18 protein-coding genes are annotated in these 18,191 nt (G+C 64.1%); 3 read left to right on the top strand and 15 right to left on the bottom strand.

The features are described from left to right. The 10 genes from flgK to flgB form a co-directional block, all read right to left on the bottom strand. Window positions 1-1,929, bottom strand: a complete 1,929-nt coding sequence (gene flgK, locus CLU86_RS14790; RefSeq protein ID WP_099742135.1) for a flagellar hook-associated protein FlgK — start codon at window positions 1,927-1,929, stop codon at window positions 1-3. A 17-nt stretch (window positions 1,930-1,946) separates the two neighbouring features. Continuing rightward, window positions 1,947-2,879, bottom strand: coding sequence for a flagellar assembly peptidoglycan hydrolase FlgJ (gene flgJ, locus CLU86_RS14785; protein WP_099742134.1), 933 nt, complete (start codon window positions 2,877-2,879; stop codon window positions 1,947-1,949). A 1-nt stretch (window position 2,880) separates the two neighbouring features. Further along, complete coding sequence (locus CLU86_RS14780) at window positions 2,881-4,032, bottom strand: flagellar basal body P-ring protein FlgI (RefSeq protein WP_099742133.1); 1,152 nt, start codon at window positions 4,030-4,032, stop codon at window positions 2,881-2,883. 294 nt (window positions 4,033-4,326) lie between these two features. Beyond that, a complete protein-coding gene (locus tag CLU86_RS14775) occupies window positions 4,327-5,079 on the bottom strand; it encodes a flagellar basal body L-ring protein FlgH (RefSeq protein WP_099742132.1) in 753 nt (250 codons plus the stop codon). 47 nt (window positions 5,080-5,126) lie between these two features. Further along, on the bottom strand, window positions 5,127-5,909 hold the full coding sequence (gene flgG, locus CLU86_RS14770; protein ID WP_099656783.1) for a flagellar basal-body rod protein FlgG: 783 nt from the start codon (window positions 5,907-5,909) through the stop codon (window positions 5,127-5,129). A gap of 46 nt (window positions 5,910-5,955) precedes the next feature. Then, the gene (gene flgF, locus CLU86_RS14765) at window positions 5,956-6,696 is read right to left on the bottom strand and encodes a flagellar basal-body rod protein FlgF (protein WP_099742131.1); all 741 of its coding nucleotides are present in this window, start codon (window positions 6,694-6,696) and stop codon (window positions 5,956-5,958) included. Window positions 6,697-6,875: 179 nt separating this feature from the next. Further along, the gene (gene flgE / locus CLU86_RS14760) at window positions 6,876-8,156 is read right to left on the bottom strand and encodes a flagellar hook protein FlgE (RefSeq protein ID WP_099742130.1); all 1,281 of its coding nucleotides are present in this window, start codon (window positions 8,154-8,156) and stop codon (window positions 6,876-6,878) included. Between the two features lie 47 nt (window positions 8,157-8,203). Beyond that, entirely contained in the window at window positions 8,204-8,878 is a 675-nt protein-coding gene (locus CLU86_RS14755; protein WP_099656780.1) for a flagellar hook assembly protein FlgD, read from the bottom strand. A gap of 18 nt (window positions 8,879-8,896) precedes the next feature. Beyond that, complete coding sequence (gene flgC, locus CLU86_RS14750; RefSeq protein WP_099656779.1) at window positions 8,897-9,301, bottom strand: flagellar basal body rod protein FlgC; 405 nt, start codon at window positions 9,299-9,301, stop codon at window positions 8,897-8,899. A gap of 25 nt (window positions 9,302-9,326) precedes the next feature. After that, complete coding sequence (flgB, locus tag CLU86_RS14745; RefSeq protein WP_099742129.1) at window positions 9,327-9,791, bottom strand: flagellar basal body rod protein FlgB; 465 nt, start codon at window positions 9,789-9,791, stop codon at window positions 9,327-9,329. A 316-nt stretch (window positions 9,792-10,107) separates the two neighbouring features. Here flgB and flgA point away from each other — a divergent pair, with 316 nt between their 5' ends. The 3 genes from flgA (at window position 10,108) to CLU86_RS14730 (ending at window position 11,676) form a co-directional block, all read left to right on the top strand. Further along, window positions 10,108-10,842: a flagellar basal body P-ring formation chaperone FlgA gene (gene flgA / locus CLU86_RS14740; protein ID WP_099742128.1), complete on the top strand. Its 735-nt coding sequence runs from the start codon at window positions 10,108-10,110 to the stop codon at window positions 10,840-10,842. 92 nt (window positions 10,843-10,934) lie between these two features. Further along, a complete protein-coding gene (flgM, locus tag CLU86_RS14735; protein ID WP_099742127.1) occupies window positions 10,935-11,255 on the top strand; it encodes a flagellar biosynthesis anti-sigma factor FlgM in 321 nt (106 codons plus the stop codon). A 37-nt stretch (window positions 11,256-11,292) separates the two neighbouring features. Beyond that, window positions 11,293-11,676 carry a hypothetical protein gene (locus CLU86_RS14730; protein ID WP_099742126.1) on the top strand — a complete coding sequence of 128 codons (384 nt, stop codon included), beginning with the start codon at window positions 11,293-11,295 and terminating at the stop codon, window positions 11,674-11,676. Between the two features lie 133 nt (window positions 11,677-11,809). Here CLU86_RS14730 and CLU86_RS14725 read toward each other — a convergent pair whose 3' ends face one another. The 5 genes from CLU86_RS14725 to CLU86_RS14705 are packed head-to-tail and all read right to left on the bottom strand — an operon-like array spanning window position 11,810 to window position 18,136. Beyond that, window positions 11,810-12,523: an RNA polymerase sigma factor FliA gene (locus tag CLU86_RS14725; protein ID WP_099742125.1), complete on the bottom strand. Its 714-nt coding sequence runs from the start codon at window positions 12,521-12,523 to the stop codon at window positions 11,810-11,812. A 4-nt stretch (window positions 12,524-12,527) separates the two neighbouring features. Continuing rightward, on the bottom strand, window positions 12,528-13,340 hold the full coding sequence (locus CLU86_RS14720; RefSeq protein ID WP_099742124.1) for a hypothetical protein: 813 nt from the start codon (window positions 13,338-13,340) through the stop codon (window positions 12,528-12,530). Then, the gene (gene flhF, locus CLU86_RS14715; protein ID WP_099742123.1) at window positions 13,333-14,904 is read right to left on the bottom strand and encodes a flagellar biosynthesis protein FlhF; all 1,572 of its coding nucleotides are present in this window, start codon (window positions 14,902-14,904) and stop codon (window positions 13,333-13,335) included. Before flhF ends, CLU86_RS14720 begins: the two co-directional genes overlap by 8 nt. Next, window positions 14,901-16,985: a flagellar biosynthesis protein FlhA gene (gene flhA / locus CLU86_RS14710; protein ID WP_099656771.1), complete on the bottom strand. Its 2,085-nt coding sequence runs from the start codon at window positions 16,983-16,985 to the stop codon at window positions 14,901-14,903. Before flhA ends, flhF begins: the two co-directional genes overlap by 4 nt. Beyond that, window positions 16,982-18,136, bottom strand: a complete 1,155-nt coding sequence (locus CLU86_RS14705; RefSeq protein ID WP_099656770.1) for a flagellar biosynthesis protein FlhB — start codon at window positions 18,134-18,136, stop codon at window positions 16,982-16,984. The genes flhA and CLU86_RS14705 overlap by 4 nt, the downstream gene beginning before the upstream one ends. Between the last annotated feature and the right edge of the window lie 55 nt (window positions 18,137-18,191).

Below are 18,191 nucleotides of genomic sequence, written 5' to 3'. Positions count from 1 at the left end.
TCATCGACCCAGGTTCTGGATCAGGGTGTCAAAGACACTCTGCGCAATCTGCAGCATTTTGGCCGACGCTTGGTAGGCCTGCTGGTACTGCAGCAGCTTGGCCGCCTCTTCGTCCAGGTTGACGCCGGACACGGAGGTGCGGTCGTTTTCCAGGTTCTTGGCGATGGTGGTGGACAGCTCGGAGGCAAACAGCGCGCTTTGCGTGCGTGTACCCACCTGCGCCATGGCGCTGGCGTAGCCGTCGCTCATGGTGGACTCGTCAAACATCTTCACATCGCGCAGGTTCATCAGCGCCGTGGCGTTGCCTGCATTGCGGGTGTAGTTGTCGCCGTATTGGGGGTCCAGTGCATTGCCCACCTTCACGGTGTCACCCGTCTTGGGCGTGCCTTTGAGGGTGATCTCCCAGCCGTCGATGACGATGGGCGTGCCCGCCGTGTAGGCCAGGCCCGTGGTGCCTGATGGGGGGGTGGTCGAGCCTGTCACGCTGTAAGTCGTTGGGGGGCCTGCTGCAAAGGTCAGCTGCACACCTGCGGGGATTGGAGGGGCGGTGAACCCGCTCTTGGCCGTGAGGCTGGACAGCTGCAGCGTGCCTGCGTTGGATGTGCCCATGGCCGCATTCACCGGGTTGGCCGCAGCCAGATCGCGCGGCGAATACACCAGTGCCTGCATGTTGGCCGCGGCCGTGCTGAAGGGCTTGAACAGCATGCGTTCACCCGCAGCGCCGGTGGCCGTGAGGTTGAAGGTCAACCCATCAATCTGCTGGCTGGCCAAATTGGCAGCGTTGGTGAAGGCTGTGGCCTTGCCGTCGGACAGGCGCACCACTTGCCCGGCGGGGGGCGTGGTAAAGCGGATTTCGTAGTCCGACGCGGCGAACTGGGTGGCGTCGGTGAAGGTGACATTGCCCACGGCTGTGCCGTTGGTGGTGCCCGGCATGCTGGTGGGCAGGGCAAACAGGTCTTTGCCCAGCTGGCCGTCCAGCGTCAGTCCCTGGTTTTGCTGCTCGTTGAGCGTCATGCCGATGGCCATGGCCATGCGCCCGAGCAGGTTGCGCCCTTCGGCCAGATCGGTGTTGTTGAACTTGAGCAGGCCGGTCACACTGCCGCCGCCCAGCGTGTTTTCGTCCAGTTCGATGGAGGGTGAACCGGGTCGGTTGAAGAGCAGCTTGAGCTGCCCGCTGGCGGGGAAGGTGGAGGAGTCTGCAATCGAGACCGTGGTGGCCGTGGTGCCGAGCACCAGGGGCTGGCTGCCCCCCACGAACAGGCCCACGGTGCCGTCGTCGGCTGGGATCTGTGTGGTTTGAACGTACTGGTTGATCTCGCGGATGATCTGGTCGCGCTGGTCCAGCAGGTCGTTGGGCGTTTGCCCGTTGCCGGTGGCGCGGGCAATCTGCTCGTTCACCGAGGCCATTTGCTGGGCCAGGTTGTTGATGGTGTTGGCGCTGTTTTGCAGCTGCTGGGAGACGGTGTACTGGATCTCGTTGATGCGATCGGCCGATGTGCGCATGCGGGCCGCTGTTTCATCAATGCGTGTGAGCACCAGCGTGCGCGCCGACAGGTCGGTGGGGGAGGCCACGACGTCCGAGAACGCATTCATCATGTCGGTGATGGCGGCGCCCAGCCCGGCCGTGCCGCCGCTGAAAATCTCTTGCAACTGGCTCAGCCGTTCGGCCCGCACCGTGTCGGCGGCGCTGACCGAGCCTGCTGCGGCCGACTGACGGGTGAGCAGCTCGCTTTGGTTGCGCAAAATGGTTTGCACATCCACACCTTGGCCGATGTAGCCGCCGCCCGTGAACTGGCCCTGCACGGTTTGCAGCACCACGGTCTGGCGCGAGTAGCCGGGCGTGTTGACGTTGGCAATGTTGTTGCCTGCGGTTTGCAGCGCGACCTGGTTGGCCATCAGGGCGCGGGCGCCTACGTTGAGCAGTCCCATGATTTACCCCGCTTCCATCACGCTTGTGCCTTTTGGGCCCGCAGCGCGCTATGGATCGCACCGCTGAGCTTTCTGGCGTATTCCGGGTCGGTGGCGTAGCCCGCCTTTTGCAGCTCGGTGGCATAAGCCACAGCCGAGCCCGTCTTGGCGGTGGCTTGGGCCTTTTCGTAGCGGGGGCTGTTGGTGATGAGCTGGGCGTAGTCCCGGAACGATGCTTCGTACGAGTCGTAGGCGCGGAACTTGGCCACCACCTTGCGGGGCACACCGTCCACGTACTCGGTGGTCGTCACCTCGGCCACCTTGCCTGTCCAGCCCTTGCCGGCCTTGATGCCGAACAGGTTGTAGGAGGTGGAGCCATCCTTGTTGCGGATCTCGCTCTTGCCCCAGCCGGTTTCGTGGCCTGCCTGGCCCAGCATGAAGCTGGCGGGGATGCCGCTTTCCTTGGCCACGGTTTCGGCCGTGTTGCTCAGGTGCTGCACAAATTCATCGCGCCCTTTGGGGGCGGGGGTAGTGGTCACGCCCGCGATGCTGGCGGAGCCTGTAGCCGCCTTGGTGGCCGCAGTGCTGCGCCCAGTGACTTGCTGCAGGCTCAAGGTGGAGGGAACGGAGAACGTGGGCTCGGCCGCACCCATCTGGCGCGACAGTTGCCGGGCGATGGCCTCAGACAAGCCCCCGGGCTGGCCCGACATCTGCACCGACAGTTGCTGGTCCAGCATGTCGGTGCCCAGGTCGCCTCCGGCGCTGTCGAGCATGCCCGACTTCATGGTGGCCTCGCGCATGCTCTTGATCAGCTCGCGCATGAACAGCGACTCAAACTGCTTGGCCGCCTCTTTGGTGGCCTCGGGGCTGTTTTGTCCGGCTTCGTACTTGAGGTTGTTGAGCGAGCGCGTGTCCACCGCCAGCGCCTGGTGCGCGCCGGTCGATGTGGACGAGGGCAGGGTCACGGCCATGTCAGATCACCTCCAGCTCCGCATTCAGCGCACCTGCCGCCTTGATGGCCTGCAAGATGGCCAGCAGGTCTTGCGGCGTGGCGCCCAGCTGGTTCAGCGCGCGCACCACATCGGCCAGTTGGGCCGAGGGCGGCATCTGGATGATGTTGCCCGGCTCTTGGTTGATGGTGATGTCGCTCTTTTGCGTGACCACGGTTTGCCCTTGCGACAGCGGGTTGGGCTGGCTGATGACCGGGGTGGAGCTGATGGTGATGGACAGGTTGCCGTGCGCAATGGCGCATGAGCCCAGCGTCACGGCCTGGTTCAGCACGATGGAGCCAGTGCGGGCGTTGATGACCACCTTGGCGGCGGGGGTGGAATTTTCGAGTGGCAGCTCTTCCAGATCGGCAATGAAGCCCACCCGTGCGCCTGGGTCTTGCGGTGCGCGCACCTGCACGGTGCGCCCGTCCAGGGCGGTGGCCAGGCCGTTGCCCAGCTTGGCGTTGATGGTCTGGGCCACCTTGCGTGCGGTCTGGAAGTCCGATGCGTTCAGCCCCAGGTTGATGGTGTCGCCCTCGTTCAACGGGGTGGGGACCGACCGCTCGACCTGGGCGCCTTGTGGAATACGACCTGCCGACAGGTGGTTGATTTGCACTTTGCTGCCACCTGCCGAAGCGCCTGCGCCGCCCACCACCAGGTTGCCCTGGGCCAGGGCGTAGATCTCGCCGTCGGCGCCGCGCAGCGGGGTGGCAATGAGCGTGCCGCCCTTGAGCGACTTGGAGTTGCCCATCGATGACACATTCACATCCAGCATCTGCCCCGGCTGGGCAAAAGCGGGCAATTGGGTGGTGACGATCACGGCCGCCACGTTCTTGAGCTGCAGCTGCGAGGCCGTGCCGGGCGGCAGGGTGATGCCCATTTGCTGCAGGTAGTTGGACATAGCCTGCGTGGTGTAGGGCATCTGGGTGGTCTGGTCACCCGTGCCGTCCAGCCCCACGACCAGGCCATAGCCTGTGAGCTGGTTGCTGCGCACGCCTTGCACCGCCGCCACTTCCTTGATGCGCACGGCGTGCGCGGTGGGCGCGGCGGCCGCCAGCACTGCGGCCAGCAGGAGCCAGAGTGCGCGCAGTTTGCGCGGCCAAAGGGAGTGGGACGAGGCTTTCATGGCTTCCATTGTGGGTTGCCATGGCAAAAACTAAAACCCAAAAAGAAGCCGGTTCACCAGCCTTTTGCCTGCGATCTGCGCGGTGCCCGCCGCTTCAAGCGTGGGCGCCGCCCTAGACGCCACTTGGCGAGAAATATCAATAAAAATGCCACCTAGCGCGCACTGGTAAAGCGCTGGCAGCTATAAATTTGATAGTAATTGAAGCGTGTGGTGCGTGCGGCACGTGCAGTCCGGACATGAAAAAGCCGCTGGCCCCCTGCGCATGCAGACAGCCAGCGGCGCTTTGGCACCGGCATGTGCGGATCAGAACGGCGTGACCTTGTTGAAGAACCGGCCCAGCCAGCCCTGTGCCTGCACCTCGCCTTGCGAGCCACGGCCGCGCGACTCGATGCGCACGTTGGCCACCTGGGTGGAGTTGATGATGCTGCCGGGCTGCATCACGCGCGGATCGATGGTGCCGGAAAAGCGCAGCACGTCCACGTTCTGGTTCACGCCGATTTGCTTCTCGCCAGCCACCACGAGGTGCCCGTTGGGCAAGACATCGATCACAGTGGCGGTGATGGAGCCAGAGAACGTGTTGGCGCTTTCGGTGCCGCCCTTGCCGGAGAACGCGTTGCCAGACTTGGCGCCGAGTCCCAGCTTGCCGACATCGCTTGCCCCCACAAAGGGCAGTGCTGTTACGGCATTGGAGACGTTGGCCGAGCGGTCCAGTGTGGAGGAGGACTCTTGCTTGGCCGTCACGTTTTCCACGATCTGGATCGTGACCAGATCGCCCACCAGCCGGGCCCGGCGGTCTTCAAACGCTGGCCGGTAGCTGGCGGTGTTGAACAAACTTCCGTTGGCTGGCTGAGGCGCCGCACGCGGCGCAATGCTGAGCTGCGGCGGGGTGGTGGGCAGGATGTCCACAGGCGGTGTTGGCGACAGGCTGGCGCAGCCCGTGGCTAGCAGGCTGGCGAGCACGCCCGTGACCGCCCAAAGCCCATGGCGTGGGCGGGCAGTGCGTGTGCAGGCGGTATGTGTGCCTGCGACCAAGGGGGCTGCAGTGGTGCGGTTCATGGCGTGCCTTCCTGGGGACCTGGGGTAGGGTCCGTGGTGCGTGTGGGTTACAGCTGGCTCAGCTTGGCCAGCATTTGGTCGGTGGTGGTGATGGCCTTGGAATTCATCTCGTAAGCACGTTGGGTCTGGATCATGTTCACCAGTTCTTCCACCACGTTGACGTTGGACGACTCCAAAAACCCTTGCTTGATGATGCCCAGACCGTTGGTGCCGGGCGTGCCCTGCTGGGGCTGGCCCGACGCCGCCGATTCCTTGAACAGGTTTTGCCCGATGGGCTCCAGCCCGCCAACGTTCACAAAGCCCGACATGGCCAGCGTGCCCAGCGGCTGGGGCGCAGTGTTGCCCGGCACGGTGGCCGACACGGCGCCATCGCTGCTGATGCTGATGCTGGTGGCATTGGCGGGCACGGTGATGCCATTGGCCACCGGCAGGCCGCCCGAGGTCACCATGCGCCCTTGCGCATCCACCTTGAACGAGCCGTCGCGGGTGTAGCCGATGGTGCCGTCGGGCATGGTCACTTCAAAAAAGCCATTGCCGTTGATGGCCACGTCCAGGTTGTTCTTGGACTCTTGCAGGCTGCCCTGCTCAAAGTTGCGCCCGATGGACACCGTGCGCGCCCCCAGCCCCATGTGCAGCCCGGTGGGCAACTGGTTTTGCTCGGTGGCGGCGGCACCCACCTGGCGGTAGTTCTGGTAGGCCAGGTCTTCGATGTTGGCGAAGTTGCGCTTGAAGCCCGTGGTGGATACGTTGGACAGATTGTGCGAGTGCAGGTCGATATTGGTCTGCTGCACAGTCATGCCGGACTTGGCGGTGTAGAGGGCGGTGAACATGGCGGTTTCCTTGCGTTCGGTTCAGCGTGGGGCGACGGGCTTGGCCTCAGCCATTGAGGCTGAGCAACTGCGCAGCCGATTTGTCGTTGGTTTCAGCCGTTTGCAGCAGCTTCATCTGTTGCTCGAACTGGCGGGACGCGGCGATCATGCCCACCATGCTTTCCACGGTGTTCACGTTCGAGCCCTCCACCGCACCGCTGAGCATGCGGGCTGTGGCATCGTTGGGCATGGGGTCGCCCGAGGCGGTGCGAAACAGGCCGTCGTCCCCGCGCTTGAGCGGGTCTTCTGCCGTGGGCGATGCCAGCTTCAGCCGCCCCAGCGCCTGCGGGGGCTGGCCTGCCGTCTTGGCCGTGATGGTGCCGTCGGCGCCCAGGGTCACTTCGGCGCGGGGGGGCACGTCAATCGGGGCTCCGCCGTCAGACAGCACCGGCAGGCCCGAGGGCGTGACCAGCTGGCCGGCGGCCGACACATCGAACGAGCCCGCACGGGTGTAGGCCTCCAGCCCGTCGAGCCCTTGCACGGCAAACCAGGCGTTGCCCATGGCCATGGCGTCGAGGTTGCGGCCAGTGGTCTTGGCGGGGCCTGCCGTGTTCAGGTAGCCCGAGGTGGCCTCCAGCGCGAAGACTCGCGTGGTCGATCCATTGCCTTGCACGGGCACCGAGCGGAAGGTGGACATCTCTGCCCGAAAGCCGTTGGTGGACGCATTGGCCAGGTTGTTGGCCAGCACCGCTTGCCGGTGCTCTGCGGCTTTGGCCCCTGTCATGCTGGTGTAGATGATGCGGTCCATGGCGTGATGTTCCTCTCAGTTCCCTGTGTTTCCGCACGCAGTCCACAGCGCGTGCAGCTGGCGCGGCCCAAGCCGAGGCAGCCGCGCAAGGGCCGCCCCGCCGCGCTGGCTGCGTCCCACTCCCATAGCGCGCAGCGCGTAGAGAGAGGGGGAAGGCGCGCAGCGACTCAGGGGGTGTGTCATCTCAGGTTCACCAGGGTGGACATCACCTGGTCTTGCGTCTTGATGGTCTGGGCGTTGGCCTGGTAGGCGCGCTGGGCGGTCATCATGTTGACCAGCTCGGCCGTCAGGTCGACGGTGGAGTCTTCCAGGGCGCCTGAGCGCAGGCCACCAAAATTGCCATCGGTGGCGGTGCCCACGACGGGTTGGCCGGATTCAAAGGTCGACACCCATTTGTTACCGCCCACCGAGGCCAGGCCCTGGGTGTTGCGAAAGCTCGACAGCGCGATCTGCCCCTCCGAGCGGGTTACCCCGTTGGAGTAACGGGTCATGATCATCCCGTTGTTTTCGATGTTGATGCCTGTCAGCTCGCCAATGGTGTAGCCATCCTGGCTGAGGTTGGACACGGTAAATTTCGACCCACCCTCCGAAACGTTGTCCAGGCTCACGGCCACGTTGAATGCTGGCAGGTTGTTGGGGTTGGGGGGGCTTGGGTTGACGCTGAGTGGCAGCTGGAACCCCGTGGCCGGAGGTGTTGCGGCGGGGCCAATGATTTTGCCGGTGTTGTCGAAGGTGATCTGCCCAATGGGCGTGGCCACCACTGGGGGCGCCGCGGTGGGGTCGTCCAGCTTGTCGTACACGTCCCAGGTGTTGGCCGTGGCGGTTTTCTGAAAGTACAGATTGATCGGCTTGGCCACGCCTTGGCTGTCGTAGACGTTGATCGATGTGCCGTACGTGGCACGTGGTGTGGCGGGCACGGGGGGCGTCGCCGTGGGGTTGCCCGCTGCGTCGGGGGCAGTGGCTGGCAGATTGAAGTCGGCCGTGATCTTTGTTGTCTGCTTGGCCGGAATAGGCTGGGCTGTGGGGAACACCAGCGGTATCGGGTCGGTGCCGGTGCGCAGGCCGGTGACAGGGTCTACGGGGTAACCCATGACCTTGTCGTTGTCGTTGGTCACCATGTTGCCTTCTTTGTCCAGCTTGAAGTTGCCGGCGCGGGTATAGGCCAGCGTTCCGTCAGGCTGGGTCACGGTGAAGAAGCCATTGCCATTGATGGCCACATCCAGGCTGTTGCCCGTGATGGTCAGGTTGCCCTGGGTGAATTGCTGTGCCACGTTGGCGGTTTCCACGCCAATGCCAGCGTTGGTTCCGCCTGTGGAGCCAATGGCCGAAGCTACCATCTCGGCAAACTCTGCACGCGAGGCCTTGAAGCCGGTGGTGTTGGCATTGGCAATGTTGTGGCCGATGACGTCCAGGTTCTTGCTGGCGGCGTTCAGGCCAGAGAGGCCTTGCTGGAAACTCATGGTGTTCTCCTGGTTGGGCAGTGCGTGCGATGCGTTGGGGTCTGGCGTTACACCAGGGCCTTGATCTGGCTGTAATTGATGGTCTTGCCGTTGGACAGGCTCAGCACCAGTTGGCCGTCCTCAGCGCCTGCAGCGGTCACCTTGGACAGCGCGAGCGCGGTGGAGTCGAGCTTGGTGGAGCCGTTGACGGCGGTGACGCGGAACTGCAGGCCTTCGGTAGAGCCCGTGTACTTGCTGGCATCCCAGTCAAAGGTGTGGCGACCGGCGCTTTGTGCGCCCAGGTCCACGGTGTCCACCACTTGGCCGCCAGCGGTCAGGATCTCGACCTTGACCCCGGTGGCTGCAGAGCCCAGTTCGAACCCGCCCTTGCCGGTCTTGTCGGTGATGGACACGCTGTTGCCTTCGGTCATCACACTGCGGCCCACCAGGGCCGTGCCCTGCATGACCTGCAGCGAGTTGAACTGCGCTGACATGCTGGCCATGGTCTGGTTCAGCTGCTGGATGCCCGTCACTGTGTTGATCTGCGCCATTTGCGATGTCATCTGGGCGTTGTCCAGAGGGTTCATCGGGTCCTGGTTGTTGAGCTGCGCCACCAGCAGTTTGAGGAACCGGTCCTGCGCTGCATTGGGGTCGGTGTTGGGGTCTGCCACGCTGGTGGTGGAGCTGGACGTACCACTGGTGGACGAGGTCGAGGTGGTGGCTTTGGTCGAACTGAGGATCATGCTGAAGTCTCCTGGGGCTTACTGGCCCATTTGCAGGGTTTTGAGGAGCAGCGACTTGGCCGTGTTCATGACCTCGACGTTGTTCTGGTACGAGCGCGAGGCGGAAATCATGTTCACCATTTCCTCCACGGCGTTCACGTTGGAGTGCGTCACGTAGCCCTGCTCGTCGGCCGAGGGGTGTGAGGGGTCATGCACCTTGCGGCCTGGCGCATCGCTTTCCTTGATGGAGGTCACTTTCACGCCTGCAGCGGCGTCTGAGCCCATGGGGGCGGTTTGAAACACCACCTGGCGCGCCTTGTACGCCTTGCCATCGGGGCCCGCCACCGCATCGACGTTGGCCAGGTTGCTGGCCACGACGTTCAGGCGCTGTGACTGCGCGCTGATGGCGCTGCTGGACACATTGAAGATGGAGAACATGGACATGGGGCGTCTCGCTTTCTGCGCTGGCTTACTGGCCCTGGATGGCGCTGAGCATGGTTTTGGCGTTGCCGTTGATGAAGCGCAGCGTGGCCTCGTAGCGCACGGCGTTGTCCACGAAGTTCGAGCGTTCGCGGTCCAGGTCCACCGAGTTGTTGTCCAGCGCGGGCTGGGTCTGCACGGCATAGCCCAGCTTGCTGGGGCCTGAGAGTGCGGATGCCGAGCCCGAACCTGTGGTGGTGGCTTGAAAATGCCGGGGGTCTGACGTGGCGGTGCTCACGGCGGGGCCTGTGCCACCGGTGGCCAGGTTCTTCACGACGCTGCTGGCACCCGATTCAGTGGCTTCACGCAAGGTTTTGGCAAAGTCGAAATCCCGCGACACGTAGCCGGGGGTGTCTGCGTTGGCAATGTTGCTGGCGATGATGCGCTGGCGCTCGGCGCGCAGTATCAGCGCGTTGCCTTGAAATCCCAGCTGGTTGGTCATCTTGTCAAGCATGGTTGCCTCACATCCTGTATCGCTTGCCGCCACGGCCCGGTGCGGGTTTTGGCGTGGTTCGATTATGGAAATGGCGGCTTTTTTCTAAAGCCCGAAGAACGCGGAAATGGCTGGGCAGTTTCGGGCTTTGCCCTGGGGCTTGGCGGCCTATAGTGAATGCGTTGGAATGGCCCGCAGGCCTGGGTGCTGTACCCAGAGCCCTGCTGCGCTGGCGGTGCTCCCTGGCAACCGTGCGCGGGCCCTTCAGGCGGACGGCGTGGCGCTGGTCCGTCCCACCGCGCCGCGGTTTGTCGGCGCTTTTACCGGAGAGCGCACCATGCCTTCCCTTTCATCCCTGCGCAGCGTTGGCCTGGCCCTCATGGCACTTTGGGGGGTATTGGCCGTGGGCGCCGCCCAGGCCCAGGCGGTGGCTGACCCCGCCGCCGAGCTGGGCAACCTGACCCAGCACTGGCTGGACGACGCCCTGGCCCGCAACCAGGCGGCAGGCGCCACGCTGCGCATGGAAGTGAGCGTGGGCGCGCTGGACAGCCGCTTGAACCTGGCCCCCTGTGCCAGGGTGGAGCCGTATTTGCCTGCAGGCTCGCGCCTGTGGGGGCGCACCCGGCTGGGGCTGCGGTGCGTCGAGGGGCGTTCGCCCTGGAATGTGTTCTTGCCCGTCACCATCAAGGCCTGGGGCCCCGCCTGGGTGCTGACCGGCAACGTGGCGCCCGGCGCCGTGCTGACTGCCAACGACGCCACGCAAGCCGAGGTGGACTGGGCGGCCGACCCCGCCCCGGTGGTGGCCAACCCTGAGGCCTGGGTGGGCCAGACCGCCTCGCGCCAGTTGATGGCCGGGCAGGCCTTGCGCCAATCCATGGTCAAGGCGCCCAGCATTTTCCGCGCAGGTGCGCAGGTGCGTGTTTCTGCCCAGGGGCCGGGTTATGCTGTGGTTTCTGCAGGGCAAGCGTTGTCCGCAGGCACCGTCGGGCAGACTGTGCGCGTCAGAATGGATAATGGTCGCGTAGTGAGCGGCATTGTGGCTGAAGATGGAACAGTGACCATCACTCTTTGAGGATTTGCCCGCACAAATAGCTAAAGTCCGCCCAAAACGGGTCGAAAACATTGCTACTGAGCCCCACATCACACGGGGTGGTGGAGAGAGCGATGAAGATAGGTCAAAAACCGGAACTCCCGGGCGCATTGGCGCAGACGGGGCTTGCCAAGCAAGCCAAAAGTCCAGCCCCTGCTGCGGAAGGGGTGGCAAAAGGCGCTGCTGCTGCGTCGGCCGCCGGTGTGCCTGTCACTGTGTCCAGCTCGGCCCGTGCCCTGGAGCAGCCTGGTCGCACCACCAGCGATTTCGACGCCAAGCGCGTGAGCGAAGTGCGTGCTGCCATCAATAACGGCACTTTTTCGGTGGATGCGGATGCGATTGCGGACAAATTGCTGTCCAATGCGCAAGAAATCTTTTCTCGCGCCCGCGGATAAACGCCTGATCCCAGGCTTTGTCTAGCGCACCACCACCATGTCGTTAGAAGAAGCCCTCACCACGGTAGAGCAACACATCGAAAAGGTGTCTGCCGCCTTGCTGGCACTGGACGCTCCCTCGCTGGAGATTGCCAGCACCGCGCTGCGCGATGCGGCGGCGCGCTTCACCTGGGTGCTGGAGCAAGCGCAGCACCAGCAAGTTTCTGAACTTCCCCCCCAATTCCAGCAGCGCCTGGCAGCCGTTGGCCAACACTTGGCCATCCAGCGAGACAACCTGGCTCGTGTGGCGGTGTTGACCGACCGCCAGGTGGCCGTGGTGGTGCCGCAGGCCGATGGAGCCCAGACCGCCACCTATGGCAACCCGCAAGCCGCAGGCGCGAAGGCGGGCGGCGTAGCGCGCATCTATCGCTCGTTGGGTTGAGCGGACGGCCACCACTTCCCGTGCGCAATCTGGCGCAGGGTTGAATCTCTTGGGTTTGAATTGCTATAAAAATAATAGCTGCTGGCGCTTTATTTACAAGCGCTAGCAGCTATTTTGTTTAAGTGCGGCCGGGTCAGTGGCTGCGCATCTTGGCGCGCAGGCGGGCGATGGACTGGCTGTGCAGCTGGCACACGCGCGATTCGGTTACGCCCAGCACGGCGGCAATCTCTTTGAGATTCATGTCGTGCTCGTAGTACATGCCCATGATGTGCTGCTCGCGCTCGGGCAGGCTTTTGATGGCGTTGACCAGCGATGTGCGCAACCGCTGGTCGCGCAGCAACTCCACCGGGTCGGCCGCAGCGTCGGCCACGTGGCGGTCCAGAAAACCGTCATCGTCCTCGCCGTGGGTCATGTCTTCCAGGTACACCAGCTGCGTGCCGCGCACCTTGCCCAGCAGGCTTTGGTAGTCGGCTAGGCTCAGCTCCATCTCATCGGCAATTTCAGACTCCAGCGGGCTGCGCCCCAGCTTTTGCTCCAGCCGGTGCACGGCGTGCTCAATGTCTTTTTGGCTCTTGCGGGAGCTGCGCGACATCCAGTCGCCCTCGCGCAATTCGTCGAGCATGGCGCCACGGATGCGCTGGGTGGCAAAGGTCTCAAACTGAACGCCCTGGGCCATTTCGTAGCGCGACAGGGCATCCGCCAAGCCCATCATGCCGACCTGGATCAGGTCGTCCAGTTCCACGTTGGGAGGCAGCTTGGCAATCATGTGGTGCGCAATCCTCCTCACCAGCGGAACATGCTGGCGGATCATCGCATCACGATCGAGCTGGCCTTTGGCGGTGTACATCAGATCAGTGGCTCCAGACGGTGGGCGTTGGCTCAGGTGTGCCCGACAAACCCGTCACGTGGCTGGATGGTAGCGCAGTCAGCGGTCCGCTGATGGTGCCCGCGTTTTCCAGCAGTTGCAAGGCCAAGCGTTGAACGTCATGAGGGTTATTGGCCGAGACGGTGGTCGTGCGCACGCGCCCGCCCAGGTGGCGTTCGGCGCAGTCTTGCAAGGTGCGTAACGCTCCCAGCGTGCGGCGACGTTCGCTGGCGCCATCGCCTTGCAGCACCGAGGCCACGGTGCAGGGCAGGCCGGAGTGCGTGGCAATTTGCTTGAGGCTTTTGTAGCAGGACAAAACACCGGCGGAGCCGCCCTCCATCACCGCCAGCGGGATGGTGCTGGTGTGCGTAAGCAAGGGGCCCAACAGCCCTGCCGGGGCGTGCAACACCAGCAGCCCGTAGGCGCGGAAATACGGCAGCAGCCCTTGCAGCGGTGGGGCGCCTTCGGTGTAGGCCTGCCGCTGCAGTTGGTGCAGGCCCCTCGCCGCAGGGATCACGGCCACCGAGGTGACCGAGGCGCTGGCGCTGGAGCCCAGGCCGTCGTTCCAGGGGGCTTGCTGCAGCACATGGCTCAGGCCTGGGGTGTCGTCGGTTTCCAGTGCGGTACCGTCCAGCACCATCACGGGGTAGCCCAGGCGCTGCAGGTTGGCGCAAATCTGCCAGAGCATCTCCAGCCCGCTGGAGGCGCGCTCCTGGCTGGCCACCGCCAGCACGCGCAACTGGGCTTGCGGTGTGAAGCTGCTCAGGCCTGCCGCCTGGTGAAAGCCGGTATCAAGCATCCACAAGTCCTTTCTCTGTCAGGGCCTCGGGGGCGTTCGAGAAGTAGTAGTTCAGGTCTGACGCCTTGGGGTCAAACGCCGACTTCACGGGCGCGCGCATGGAGGTGCTGATGAGTTTGTGCGCTTCGGCGGGTTCCCAGTCTTCAGGCACCCGCTGGCCGTTGGTGACGCCGCGCAGCACCATCTGGTGGCGGATCAGCGCATCAATCGAGGGCCCCAGCTTCACGGCTTCGTCCACCTTGGACAGGATGGCCTGCTGCGAGCCAGCGGTCTTGAAAGAGGTGAGCACATCGTCCAGCGTGTCTCCGTGGCAGCCGGCATTGAGCACCAGCAGCCGGTTCACGCGGGGCAGGTCCAGCACGTCCAGCATGCTGCGCTTGCGGGGATCGCGCGGCGCGACGCCAGTGGTGTCGATCAGCACCATTTTCTTGCCACTGAGCAGGCCCAGCAGGTCTTGCAGTGCGGCACGGTCGTGGGCCAGGTGCGCCACGATGCCCAGCATGCGGCCGTAGGTGCGCAGTTGTTCGTGGGCCCCCACGCGGTAGGTGTCCAGCGTGATCAGGCCCACACTGCCAGGGCCATGCACGCGGGCGCACAGCGCGGCCAGCTTGGCGGTGGTGGTGGTTTTGCCCACGCCGGTAGAGCCGACCAGGGCAAAGATGCCGCCTTGCTCGTACAGCGGCGCTTCGTTCTCGTCGGTCTTGAGGTTGCGCTCGAGCACATCCATGAGCCAGCGCACAGCGTCGCCTGCCGACAGGTCCTCGGGCATGCGCTCCAGCACGGCGCGGGCCAGTGCGGGCGAGTAGCCTGCACGGATCATCTTCAGCATCAGGTTCGACTGGATGGGGTTTTGCTTGGCCTGGCCCAGCCAGGCCATGGTGTTGAAGCGGTCTTCAATCATCTCCTTCATGGCCTGCAGCTCGTTCATCAGGCTTTGCTGCTGGGCCATGGAGGCGGCGGGCGCTGCGGCTTCGGCCTTGCGGCGAGGAGGCGGCTCTGGCAGGTCCATCGGGATGGAGCGCAGAGGGTTGTGGCGCACCACGGCTGGGGCAGCGGGGCGCTCGCGGGGGAAGTCGCGGTCTTGGTCGCGGCTGCGCTCGGCAAACGTTGGCGGCTCGGCCGGGCCGTTCATCACTTCATGGCGGCGGCGCAGCATGCGTTCACGCACGTAGTCTTGGAAGGACAGCGTGCTCATGGCCAGTTGCTCGGTGTCTTCTTCCACCGGGTTGTGACGGTTGGCAGTGGCCGCAATCTGCATGGGGCGTACCGGTGCACGGGCGGCGCTCTTGGGGGCCAGCAGGGGCTCGTGCAGGGCGCTGCGCGAATCCTGAAAATCACGGCCACCTTGCAGCGACTTGCCTTGCGAGCCCATGGAGCCCGTCGGGCCGCCTGCGTTCTGGGCTGCGTTGTCGAGTGCCGACAAGGTGTCTTCTGCAGTAGCCACCACTTCCACGCCGTTGGCGGTGGGGCGGTTGGACAGGATGAGGGTGCCCTCGCCAAAGGCCATGCGCGCCTTGGCCAATGCCTCGCGGGAGGTGGGGGCGGTAAAGCGTTTGATGTTCATGCTGATGCACCTTTGAGAATGGGCCCAATCCGGATGGTGTGGGTCTCAGGAATTTCACTGTGCGCAAGCACCTGCAGGCGGGGGGCGACGCGGCGCACCAGGCGGGAGATGGCGTTGCGGATCTGGTCAGGCACCAGCAGGCAGGCGGGTAAGCCCATCTCTTCCTGTTTGAGTGCCACTTCGGCCGCCTTTTGGGTCAGGATGTCGGCGACGCCGGGGTCCAGCGCGGGGCCGGAGGCGTTGCCCAAGGCCTGCACCAGAAGGCGTTCCAGCCCAGGCTCGATGGCGATGACGTTGAGTTCGCGGGTCGGGCCGTAGATCTGCTGGACGATGGCAGGCGACAGTGCAATGCGCACGCGCCGGGCCAGCTCCACAGGGTCTGCGACGGAGCCTGCATGCTCTGCCAGGGTTTCGATGATGGTGCGGATGTCGCGGATGTGCACAGACTCTTCCAGCAGCAGCTGGAGAACTTTCTGGAACGTTGCGATCGAGACCATTTTCGGAACCACTTCTTCGATGAGCTTGGGGGCCAGTTTTGCCACGTGTTCCACCAGTTGCTGGGTTTCGGTGCGACTGAGGAGCTTGGCTGCCTGGACTTGCATCAAGTGTGACAAATGCGTCGCCATCACGGTTTCTGAATCAACGACGGTAAAACCCGCCATTTGTGCCGCTTCCTTTTGCCGGTCGTCAATCCAGTGCGCAGGCAAACCGAAAGCGGGGTCGGTGGTGGGGGTGCCGATGAGGGGTGTGGTGATGCCGCCGGGGTTGATGGCCAGGAACATGCCGGGGAAGGCTTCGCCCTCGCCCACCACCACGCCGCGCAGGGTGATGCGATAGCCGCTGGGCTTGAGTTCGAGGTTGTCTCGCACGTGCACAGCAGGGGGCAGGAAGCCCACCTCTTGCGCAAACTTGCGGCGCACGCCCTTGATGCGGGTGAGCAGGTCGCCCTGGCGGCTTTTGTCCACCAGCGAAATCAGTCGGTAGCCCAGTTCCAGGCCCAGCAGGTCAATGGGCTGCAGGTCGTCCCAGGTGGCCTCCCCATCGGCTGCGATGGGGGCGGGCGGGGCTTCGGGCTCTGGCGGGATTTGCTGGCGCTGGTACAGCACCCAAGCCCAGTAGCCCAGCGAGCCGCCAATCACCAAAAACACGATGTGCGGCATGCCAGGGATGAGGCCCAGCATGATCAGAATGCCTGCCGTCACGCCCAGCACACGGGGCGACATGAACAGCTGCTGCACGATCTGGCGACCCATGTCCTGCTCTTTGCCCACGCGCGAGACCACCATGGCAGCCGCCACCGAGATCAACAGGCCAGGAATCTGCGCCACCAGTGCATCACCGATGGCCAGCAGGATGTAGCTGTCGGCAGCCTGCTTGGCCGTGAGGCCGTGCTGAAGAATGCCGATCGTGAAGCCACCCACGATGTTGATCAGCAAAATCAGGATACCGGCCACCGCGTCCCCTCGCACGAACTTGGAGGCGCCGTCCATGGAGCCGAAGAAGTTGGCTTCTTCGCCCACTTCAGCGCGGCGGCGCTTGGCTTCCTTTTCGTCGATCAGGCCTGCGTTCAGGTCGGCATCCACGGCCATTTGCTTGCCTGGCATGGCGTCCAGGGTGAAGCGGGCAGACACCTCGGCAATACGCTCGGCGCCCTTGGTCACCACGATGAAGTTGATGACCACCAGAATCGCAAACACGATCAGACCGACAGCAAAGTTGCCGCCGATCAGGAAGTGCCCGAAGGCCTCAATCACCGCGCCAGCGGCGCCGGGGCCCGTGTGGCCTTCGAGCAGCACCACGCGGGTGGAAGCCACGTTCAGCGACAGGCGCATCAGCGTGGTGAGCAGCAACACGGACGGGAAAGCTGCAAAGTCCAGTGGCCGGATCATGTAGGCCGCCACCATCATCACCATCAAGGCCACGGCGATGTTCAGGGTGAAAAAGGCATCCAGCAGCCAGGCGGGGATGGGCAGCACCATCAGCGCCAGGATCGCCACCACCAGCAGTGGTGCGGACATGCCTTGCAAGACGGAGGTGTTCTTGCCTGCCCACAGCCTCAGGGAGTTGACAGAGGTGTTCATACAGCAGCGCCTTTGGCAGAGAGCTTGTTCAGCGGATCCAGCTCAGGGGGGACATAGGGCTCAATCAGCTCGCCAGGCATGCGGCCTTCGCCGCGCAGCGCGGCCTTGAGTCGGTACACATAGGCCAGCACCTGGGCCACGGCGGTGTACAGCGTGGCAGGAATGGCCTGGTCCAGTTCGGCGTGGGCATACAGTGCCCGCGCCAGCATGGGCGATTGCAATACGGGGATTTCGTGGCCCTTGGCCAGATCGCGGATGCGCATGGCCACCAGGTCGGTGCCGCGTGCAATCACCTGGGGCGCGGCCATGGTGGCTTCGTCGTACTTCAGGGCCACGGCGTAGTGGGTGGGGTTCATCACCACAAAGTCGGCCTTGGGCACGGCGCTCACGCTGGCGCGGTCTGCCAGTTCGCGCTGCTTTTGGCGGATGCGTCCCTTGGTGTGAGGGTCGCCTTCGGATTCCTTGTGCTCTTGCTTCACTTCTTCGTGGGACATCTTGAGCCCGGATTTGAAGAAGAAGGCTTGCAGTGGAATGTCCACCAGTGCTGCCAGAAACACCACCAGCAACAGCATGCTCACACCCGTGGTGAGCCAGTCGGCCATGAAGCGGATGGCGCTGGTGGAGGGCTGGGCCACCAGCATGGCAATGCTTTCGATGCTGTTGCCCATGTATTTCCATGCCACGAACGACAGCACAGAGGTCATGAACACCATCTTGGCCACATTGGCCAGTTGCTGCTTGGAAAACAGGTTGGTGAAACCGGTGAGCGGGTTCAGGCGGCTGAACTGGGGGGTGATGGGCTTGGCGCTGAAAATCCAGCCGCCCGCGCCCACTGCGCTGATGATGGCCGCTGCGCTGGTCAGCAGGGCGAAGACCACGCTGGCCACCAGGCCCACCATCACCATGACCTGCATGCGCTCCAGCATAGAGGCTGGAGTCATGACCACTTTGGCATCGAACATCAGCTGCCGACCCAGGGCGTGCTGCAGGTGGTCCATCAGGGTGGGAGCCAAGGCCAGAACGCTGGCGGCGCCAACCCCCAGGATCGCCAGGTGCGACAAATCGCGCGAACGCGCGCCCTGGCCATCCTTGCGCGCATTCTGTAATTTGCGCTCCGTGGCGGGTAGTTCTTTGTCTTGGCTGGAGTCCATGATGGCATGACGGCTGGTGTCATGCCATTGTCGTGAGCGACCCGAAAACCTAAAG

This window comes from Acidovorax sp. 62 (assembly GCF_002754495.1).
Lineage (GTDB): Bacteria > Pseudomonadota > Gammaproteobacteria > Burkholderiales > Burkholderiaceae_C > Acidovorax.
The sequence above is the reverse complement of the archived record's forward strand: the minus strand, read 5'-3'. Positions and strand labels throughout refer to the sequence as shown.